Origin of the sequence: Nocardioides sp. CPCC 206348 (assembly GCF_048654705.1) — a bacterium.
Classification (GTDB): domain Bacteria; phylum Actinomycetota; class Actinomycetes; order Propionibacteriales; family Nocardioidaceae; genus Nocardioides.
Genome location: NZ_JBMCZA010000149.1, coordinates 29,729 through 38,063, shown reverse-complemented (window position 1 = coordinate 38,063; position 8,335 = coordinate 29,729). Strand labels below are relative to the sequence as shown.

General features: G+C 70.9%; 9 protein-coding genes. All 9 read right to left on the bottom strand.

The annotated features are described in order from the left end of the window. Positions 1 to 61: 61 nt before the first annotated feature. A complete protein-coding gene (locus tag ACOADB_RS10415) occupies positions 62 to 574 on the bottom strand; it encodes a shikimate kinase (protein ID WP_378597938.1) in 513 nt (170 codons plus the stop codon). Beyond that, a complete protein-coding gene (gene aroC / locus ACOADB_RS10410) occupies positions 571 to 1,749 on the bottom strand; it encodes a chorismate synthase (protein ID WP_378597936.1) in 1,179 nt (392 codons plus the stop codon). The genes ACOADB_RS10415 and aroC overlap by 4 nt, the downstream gene beginning before the upstream one ends. Before the next feature lie 21 nt (positions 1,750 to 1,770). Continuing rightward, entirely contained in the window at positions 1,771 to 2,472 is a 702-nt protein-coding gene (locus ACOADB_RS10405) for a prepilin peptidase (RefSeq protein ID WP_378597934.1), read from the bottom strand. Between the two features lie 9 nt (positions 2,473 to 2,481). After that, positions 2,482 to 3,330 carry a shikimate dehydrogenase gene (locus tag ACOADB_RS10400; RefSeq protein WP_378597932.1) on the bottom strand — a complete coding sequence of 283 codons (849 nt, stop codon included), beginning with the start codon at positions 3,328 to 3,330 and terminating at the stop codon, positions 2,482 to 2,484. Then, a complete protein-coding gene (gene mltG, locus ACOADB_RS10395; RefSeq protein ID WP_378597930.1) occupies positions 3,317 to 4,486 on the bottom strand; it encodes an endolytic transglycosylase MltG in 1,170 nt (389 codons plus the stop codon). The genes ACOADB_RS10400 and mltG overlap by 14 nt, the downstream gene beginning before the upstream one ends. Beyond that, positions 4,483 to 4,980 (bottom strand): Holliday junction resolvase RuvX, encoded by a 498-nt coding sequence (gene ruvX, locus ACOADB_RS10390; protein ID WP_378597928.1) that lies wholly within the window; start codon positions 4,978 to 4,980, stop codon positions 4,483 to 4,485. The genes mltG and ruvX overlap by 4 nt, the downstream gene beginning before the upstream one ends. Continuing rightward, complete coding sequence (gene alaS, locus ACOADB_RS10385) at positions 4,977 to 7,670, bottom strand: alanine--tRNA ligase (RefSeq protein ID WP_378597926.1); 2,694 nt, start codon at positions 7,668 to 7,670, stop codon at positions 4,977 to 4,979. Before alaS ends, ruvX begins: the two co-directional genes overlap by 4 nt. After that, entirely contained in the window at positions 7,667 to 7,972 is a 306-nt protein-coding gene (locus ACOADB_RS10380; protein WP_378597924.1) for a DUF6167 family protein, read from the bottom strand. The genes alaS and ACOADB_RS10380 overlap by 4 nt, the downstream gene beginning before the upstream one ends. After that, positions 7,969 to 8,335, bottom strand: a 367-nt coding sequence (locus ACOADB_RS10375; protein ID WP_378597922.1) for a hypothetical protein, incomplete at its 5' end; no start/stop codon positions are given. The genes ACOADB_RS10380 and ACOADB_RS10375, both read right to left, overlap by 4 nt.

The following is an 8,335-nucleotide window of genomic DNA, read 5'->3' as shown; positions in this document are numbered from 1 at the left end:
CCGTGGCCGACCACGACGTCGTACGGCGACGCGGTGGCCACGCGGATGACGGTGGGGGCGCTCACGACGCTCCCCCGTTGATGGCCGCCACGATCTCGGCGGCGACCTCGGCAGGGGCGCGGTCGTCGGTGTCGACGGTGATCCGGGCGAGGCCCTGGTAGACCGGCGTGCGCTCGTCGAGCAGCTGCTTGATCCGTGACCGGACGTTGCCGAGCAGCAGCGGCCGGCCGACGCCGAGGCCGACCCGCTTCACCGCATCGGCCAGGCCGACGCGGAGGAACACCACCTGGTGGGCAGCGAGCAACGCCTGGGTCGCCGGGTCGAGCACCGCGCCACCGCCGAGCGACAGCACGCCGTCGTGGTTCTCCAGCGCCCAGGCGACCGCTGCGCGTTCCTCGGCACGGAAGGCGGCTTCACCCTCGTCGACGAAGATGTCCTGGACGGACTTGCCGACCCGGTCCTCGACGAGGTGGTCGCTGTCGGCGAAGGCGACGCCCAGCTCGGCGGCCACCAGCTCGCCGACGGTCGTCTTGCCGGCACCCATGGTGCCGATCAGGACGGCCCGAGGAGTCACTTGAACCTCAGCGAATCGAGGTAGGTCTGGACGTTACGGCGGGTCTCGCTCACCGCGTCTCCGCCGAACTTCTCGAGGATCGCGTCGGCGACGACGAGCGCCACCATGGCCTCGGCAACGATGCCGGCCGCCGGAACGGCGCAGACGTCGGAGCGCTGGTGGTGGGCGACGGCCTCTTCGCCCGTGGCCAGGTCGACGGTCCGCAGCGCCCGCGGAACGGTCGCGATCGGCTTCATCGCCGCGCGAACGCGCAGGATCTCACCGGTGGACATGCCGCCCTCGGTGCCGCCGGATCGTCCGGAGACCCGGCGCAGTCCCTCGTCGGTCGACACGATCTCGTCGTGGGCGAGCGAGCCGGGCGTGGCAGCGAGCTCGAAGCCGTCGCCGACCTCCACGCCCTTGATCGCCTGGATGCCCATGAGCGCGCCGGCCAGGCGGGAGTCGAGGCGCCGGTCCCAGTGGACGTGCGAGCCGAGTCCCGGCGGGAGACCGTGCACGACCACCTCGACGACGCCACCCAGGGTGTCGCCGTCCTTGTGGGCCTGGTCGATCCGTTCGACCATCAGCTTGGAGCCGTCGGGGTCCAGGCAGCGCACGGGGTCCTCGTCGAGACGAGCGACGTCGTCCGGAGCCGGGACCTCACGCGAGGGCGTGCGGACCCCGCCGATCTCCAGCACGTGGCTGACGATCCGGGCGCCGGTGGCCTGCTCGATGAAGTTGCTGGCCACGCGACCGAGGGCCACCCGGGCGGCGGTCTCACGCGCCGAGGCGCGCTCGAGGATCGGCCGGGCGTCGTCGAAGTCGTACTTCTGCATGCCGGCGAGGTCGGCGTGCCCGGGCCGCGGACGGGTCAGCGGGGCGTTGCGGGCCTGGGCGTCGAGGACGTCGGCGTCGACCGGGTCGGCCGCCATCACGGTCTCCCACTTGGGCCACTCCGTGTTCCCGACCTGGATCGCCACCGGACCGCCCTGCGAACGTCCGTGCCGGATGCCACCGGTGATGGTGACCTCGTCGGCCTCGAACTTCATCCGCGCGCCACGGCCGTAGCCCAGGCGTCGACGGGCGAGAGCATCGGAAATGTCGTCGGTGGTCACCTCGACGTGGGCCGGCAGGCCCTCGAGGATCGCCACCAGTGAGGGGCCGTGGGACTCCCCTGCGGTCAGCCAGCGCAACATGAGCACCAGTCTCCCACGGGGTCAGGCGCCGGCGAGGACCCGTCCCACGACGACCGCGACCAGCGCCCCGGCTGCGAGGAACGGCCCGTAGGGCACCTTGCGCTTGATCATGTTGCCGCCGCGACTCAGCGGCACGAGGGCGATCACGGCCAGGACAGCCGCGGTGGCGATGGACACGACGACCGTCGCCAGGCCCAGCGGACCCAGCGCGAGGCCGAGCAGGACGCCGAGCCGGACGTCTCCGAAGGCCATCGTGCGGGGGCTGATGAACCAGATCAGCCCGTAGTAGAGGCCGAGCAGCGCGGCACCGATGGCCGCCAGCACCAGCACCGCGGGTTCCTCGAGCGCGATCGCGGCGACCACCTCGAGCGCCACCACGACGCCGTACGACGGCAGGATCAGGCGGTTCGGGAGGTACCAGGTGACGTAGTCGATGACGGACAGCGCGACGCAGATCGGCACCAGGTACAGCAGCCACGGCAGCGACCAGCCCCAACCGATCGACGCGCCGAGGATGCCACCGACGACGGCGCCCGCCGCGGCGGTGCGGAGCATGAGCCCCGGTCGCGCCGCGAGGTCCGTGAAGCGGACGTGGTCAGGGAACTCCTCGGGGTTCTCCGCCGGGTTGTGCTCGGGCTCCGGGCACAACGCGATCAGGCGCGGGACGACGAGTCCGCCGAGCAGGCCGGCGAGCGCCCCCACGAGGGCCGGGAGCAGTTCCATGTGCGGAACCTATCGGTCGGCGAGCGCGCGCAGACCGGCCGAGCGCATCGCGTCGAGTGGTCCGTTGTGACCAGTGAACATCGCGAACTGGAGCACGGCCTGGTGCACGAGCAGGTCCAGGCCGGAGACCAGCGCCTGGCCCCGCTCCATCGCCGCGGCCGCCAGCGGAGTGGGCCATGGGTCGTACACGACCTCGAAGACAACGGCAGCCTGGGACGCCGCCGCCAGGAGCTGATCGGTCTGCGCGGCGGCGGGGACGGTCGAGACGACGACCTCCCCCACCATGGCTGCGCCGTCGAGCGCCACCACGTCGACCTCGAGGCCCGGGTGCCGCGTCAGCGCCGCGGCGGTCTCCCGCGCCCGGGACGGGTCACGGGCCAGCAGGCGGATCGTGTGGACGCCGAGCTCGGCCAGCGCGAGTCCGACCGAGGCAGCCGTGGCTCCGGCACCGAGGATCGTCGCCGAGGCCACGGGGCCGTCGTACCGCTCCCGGATGGCGGCGACCGCACCCGGCAGGTCGGTGTTGTCCGCCGACCACCCGTTGTCGGTCCGGACCAGCGTGTTGGCACCGCCGGCCAGCATCGCCCGGTCGCTCACGACCGTCGCGAAGTCCAGGGCCTCCCGCTTGAGCGGAGCGGTGACCGAGAGTCCCCGCCACTCGTCGCCGAGCGAGGCGACGAAGCCCGCGAGCCCGCCAGCGGGCACCTGCACGGCGTCGTAGCCGAACCCGAGCCCCAGGGCGTCGTACCCCGCCCGGTGCAGGACCGGGGACAGCGAGTGCGCAATGGGGTCTCCCAGGACAGCGCACCGCAACCCCGCGCCGGCCCGATCAGCGCCCACCCGATCAGCACTCGTCATGGGTGCGGCAGTACTCCTTGGCCTTCTCGGCGTTGCGGAGGTGCTCGTCGTAGTCGTCAGTGAAGAGCGTCGTGCCCTTCTCGAAGTCCGGGACGAAGTAGAGCCAGTTGCCGTCGGCCGGGTTGAGCGCGGCCTCGATGGTCTCCTTGCCCGGCGATCCGATCGGGCCCGGCGGCAGGCCGGTGTGCTTGTAGGTGTTGTAGAGCGACTCGCTGTCGCGCTCGTCGGCCGTCGTCCAGACGTCACCCTTGCGCTTGCTGGCGTAGGAGACGGTCGAGTCCAGCTGCAGCGCCATGCCGTCGTCGAGCCGGTTGTAGATGACGCGGGCGACCTTCGGGTAGTCCGGTCCGCGGTTGGCTTCGTACTCCAGGATGCTCGCGACCGTGATGATCTCGTGGGCAGTCAGGCCCAAGCGCTCGGCCCCGGCCGCGATCTGGAGGTCCTTCTCGGCCGCCTCGGTCTGGGCGACCATCTCGCTGAGCAGGCTCTGGGCGGTGGTCGTCTCGGTGATCTCGTAGGTCGCGGGGAAGAGGTAGCCCTCGGGGTTCCCGCCCGCCTCGGCCGGCAGCCCGATCTTGCCCGGCTTGTCGAGGAGTGCGGTGAGCTGCTTCTCGGTGAAGTCGGTCTTCTTGACGATCGTCTCGACGACCTGTCCGACCCGGGCCCCCTCGGGGACCGTCACGGTGTTGCCGGATCCCGCGTTGGCCGGGTTGGCGAGGAACGCGACGGCGTCGGCCGCCTTCATCTTGAGCTTCATGACGTACGTCGCAGCCTGGATCTTCTGCGCGTCGTTGTTGGCCGACGCGGCATCGACGAACGCGTCCGAGGACGCGACCACGTCGAGCTCCTTGAGCTCGTTGCCCATCGACCGGATGCTCTGGCCGGGGTCGATGACGACCTCGACCTCGCCCGTGCCCGGGCCCGGGTAGTCCTCGGGGCCGGCGAACATGTCCTTCACGTCACCAATGGCACCGCGCGCGAACCACGCGATGACGGCACAGAACAGCACCATCACGAGCAGGATCGGAAGGCAGCCGGAGCCGGAGCGGCGCTTGCGCTCAGCGCGACGGCGACCCGGGTCGTGCACCGGGTGCGCTGCGTGCTGCGTGGGCGCAACGGTCTCGAGGCCCACTTCCGGCAGATCCGACTGGCTCATGCGTCTCCTTGTCCTGCGGTGTCCTCCGCGACAATCGTGGTGGCCTCGTGGTCCACGACCTCGCCCGGAGGCAGTCCCGTGGTGCGTTCGACCTCCAGCGCTTGCTGCAGGATCACGACGGCCGCGACCTGGTCGATCACGGCGCGTTGTTTCGCTCCCTTGCGCTGGTCGCGCAGCATAGCCGTCGCCGTCACAGTCGTGAGGCGCTCGTCGACCAGCCGCACCGGCACCGGAGCGATCCGACGGGACAGTCGCACCGCGAACTCGCGCGCCTTCACCGCCGCCGGCCCTTCGGATCCGGACAGCGATCGCGGCAGCCCGACGATCACTTCGACCGCTTCCTCCTCGGCGAGGATCTGATGGATCCGGCGCAGGTCGCCCTTGCCGCGACGCACGGTCTCGACGGGGGTCGCCAGGACTCCCCACGGGTCGCTGCGCGCGACTCCGATCCGTGCATCCCCCGGATCGATGCCGAGGCGGACCCCGCGCCTCACGGTGCTTGCGCCACCGTGGCGGTCACGGCCGCCAGCGCCTCGTCGATCCGGGACACGTCGGTGCCACCGCCCTGGGCCATGTCGGCCTTGCCGCCACCCTTGCCACCGAGGAGCGGCGCGGCTGCCCGCACCAGTTCGCCGGCGGCGAGGCCGCGCGCCTGCGCAGCGTCGTTGAGCGCGGCCACGATGGCGGCCTTGCCGTCCGCTGCCCCGATGAGTACGACGACCGCCGGGGTGTCGCCCGAGAGCCGGGCCCGGACGTCGGTGGCGAGCGTGCGGACGTCGCCACCGGTGGCACCGTCGAGTCGCTGCACGACCAGTCGGACGCCGTTGACGTCCGCCGCACCGTCGGCCAGCGCGGCGCCGCCCGACAGCAGCTGGGCGAGCCGGGCCTTCTCGATCTCCTTCTCGGACTGCTTGAGGCGTTCGAGGAGGTCACCGACCCGGCCGACGATGTCGTCGGGCTGGATCTTGAGCAGGGTGGAGAGCTGGCTGACCACGTCGCGCTCGCGCGCGAGGTACGAGAAGCCCTCGACACCGGTGAAGGCCTCGATCCGGCGGTTGCCGGAACCGACGCTGGCCTCACCGGTCACGACGATGGTGCCGATCTGGCTGGAGTGGTCGACGTGGGTGCCACCGCAGAGCTCGCGCGACCACGGGCCGCCGATCTCGACGACGCGGACCTTCTCGTTGTTGTAGGTCTCGCCGAAGAGCGCGAGCGCTCCCCAGTCGCGCGCCTCGCTGAGGGTCATGTACTCCCAGCCGACGGGCAGGTCTGCCCGCAGGGCGTTGTTGGAGACGAGCTCGATCTGCTGCACCTGGTCGGGCGACAGGGCGCTCAACCAGCCGAAGTCGAGGCGGAGGTAGCCCGGGCGGTTGTAGGAACCGGACTGCAGGGCCGTGGGACCGAGCACCTCGCGCAGCGCTGCGTGGACGACGTGGGTGCCGGAGTGCGCCTGGCGCGCGCCGGTCCGCCAGTCGGGGTCGACCTTCGCCTGGAGCTGACGTGCCTCGGCGGGCAGCTCGCCCTCGAGGACCCGCACCTGGTGCACCACGAGGCCTCGTACGGGCCGCTGCACGTCGAGCACCTCGAGCTTGCCGCCATCGAACTCGATGACGCCGGCGTCGGCCACCTGGCCGCCGGACTCCGCGTAGAAGGGGGTGCGGTCGAGGACGACCTCACCGACCTCGCCCGCGACGAGCGACTTCACCGCCGCGCCCTCCTTGAGGACGGCAAGCGCACGGGACTCGGTCTCGAGCGTCTCGTAGGCGAGCCACTCGGTGGGGCCGTTGGCATCGAGGATGCCGCGGTAGACACCGGTGTCGGCGTGCTGGCCCTTCTTGGACCTCGCATCGGCCTTGGCCCGGTTGCGCTGCTCGGCCATCAGCTGGCGGAACCCGTCCTCGTCGACGCTCAGGCCTGCCTCGGACGCCATCTCGAGGGTGAGGTCGATCGGGAACCCGTAGGTGTCGTGCAGCGCGAAGGCCTTGTCGCCCGGGATCGTCGTGGCGCCTGCGCCCTTCACCTGTCCGGCCGCGAGGTCGAAGATCTGCGTGCCCGCCTGGAGCGTCTTGCGGAACGCCTCCTCCTCGGCGAACGCGACCTGGGCGATCCGGCCCCAGTCCGCGATCAGGTCGGGGTAGCTCTCCCCCATCCGGTCGCGCGACACGGGGAACAGCTCGGGCAGCGCCGGGTCCTCGTAGCCGAGCAGGCGGACGTTGCGGACCGCGCGGCGCAGGAGTCGACGCAGCACGTAGCCGCGCCCCTCGTTGCCCGGCGTGACGCCGTCGCTGATCAGCATCATGGAGGAGCGGATGTGGTCGGCCACGACGCGGAAGCGGACGTCGTCGTCGTACGCCGCACCGTAGGTCTTGCCGGTGAGCGCCATCGTCTTCTCGATCACCGGGAAGACGACGTCGATCTCGTACATGTTGCTCTTGCCCTGGAGCAGGTACGCGACCCGCTCGAGGCCCATGCCGGTGTCGATGTTCTTGTTGGGCAGCTGGCCGGCGATGTCGAAGTCCGACTTGCTGCGGACCGCGGACAGCTCGTCCTGCATGAACACGAGGTTCCAGAACTCGAGGTAGCGGTCGCCGGCGTCCCAGTCGCGGTCGGCACCGAACTCGGGACCGCGGTCGATCAGGATCTCCGAGCACGGTCCACCGGGCCCGGGAATGCCCATGGACCAGTAGTTCTCCTTGGGAGGCAGCCGGACGATGCGGTCGTCCGAGAGGCCCGTGATCTTCTTCCACAGGCCGATCGCCTCGTCGTCACCGTCGAGCACCGACGGGTAGAGCAGCGACTCGTCCAGCCCGAAGCCGCCGTCGGCCTGGGACTTGGTGACCAGCTCCCAGGCGAGCTCGATGGCGCCTTCCTTGAAGTAGTCACCGAAGCTGAAGTTGCCGCACATCTCGAAGAACGTGCCGTGGCGGGTGGTCTTGCCGACCTCTTCGATGTCGGGGGTCCGGATGCACTTCTGGACGCTCGCCGCGCGCGCGTACGGCGGCGTCTCCTGACCCAGGAAGTACGGCTTGAACGGCACCATGCCGGCGTTGACGAACAGCAGGTTCGGGTCGTCCAGCAGCAGCGAGGCAGACGGTACGACGGTGTGTCCCCGGCCCTCGAAGTGGGCGAGGAACCGGTTGCGGATCTCGGCGCTGGTCAGGTAGCCGTCCGGTGTCGCCGTCATGAGGGGCCTTCCAGGGTGTGGGCGGCCGGCACGGCCGTCGTGGTGGAACGGATCGGTAGTTCGTGGGTCTGGGGGGCCCGACGCTGCCCAGCCTCCACAGCGCGGAAGTGCTCGCGCAATTGGGTTTCAGCGTCGACCTGACCCTGCACGACCTCGTCGCGGAAGATGCGGGCGCCGACGAAGGCCGCGTTGACCCGGTCGCGCATGCCATCGGGCGTCAGCGCCTCCGCGAGGCGCCGTACCTTGACCATGCCGTAGACACCGGCGGTGGCGCCGGCCGCGAACCAGAGACCGCTCTTCATGAAGGGCCTTCGACGCCGGCGCGCTGACGGGTCTCCCAGTCGCGACGGGCGGCCTTGAGCATCAGCTTGCGGCCCTTGCGCGAGCGCTTGATCTCGCGCTTCATCTCGAAGCGGATCCGGTTGCGGACCTCGGGCGACAGGGCCCGGCGCAGCCCGGAGGCCAGCGCGGCGGTCTTGATGACGCTCTCGCGCAGCAGGATGTCGGCGAACATCGGTGCCGGCACGATCCGGGCGGGCACCTGCGGACCGCGGTTGCGGTGCAGGTCGGTGATGAGGTACTCACGGTCGTCGACGACCGCGACCGGCACCCGGTCGGGCAGGTTGGACGACGCGACCGACAGGGCGGCCTGCCGCTTGAGCGCC

Coding starts and splice junctions, on each gene's coding strand:
- aroC (WP_378597936.1), bottom strand. CDS start 1,749: ATGTTGCGCTGGCTGACCGCAGGGGAGTCCCACGGCCCCTCACTGGTG.
- ACOADB_RS10405 (WP_378597934.1), bottom strand. CDS start 2,472: ATGGAACTGCTCCCGGCCCTCGTGGGGGCGCTCGCCGGCCTGCTCGGC.
- ACOADB_RS10400 (WP_378597932.1), bottom strand. CDS start 3,330: ATGACGAGTGCTGATCGGGTGGGCGCTGATCGGGCCGGCGCGGGGTTG.
- mltG (WP_378597930.1), bottom strand. CDS start 4,486: ATGAGCCAGTCGGATCTGCCGGAAGTGGGCCTCGAGACCGTTGCGCCC.
- alaS (WP_378597926.1), bottom strand. CDS start 7,670: ATGACGGCGACACCGGACGGCTACCTGACCAGCGCCGAGATCCGCAAC.
- ACOADB_RS10380 (WP_378597924.1), bottom strand. CDS start 7,972: ATGAAGAGCGGTCTCTGGTTCGCGGCCGGCGCCACCGCCGGTGTCTAC.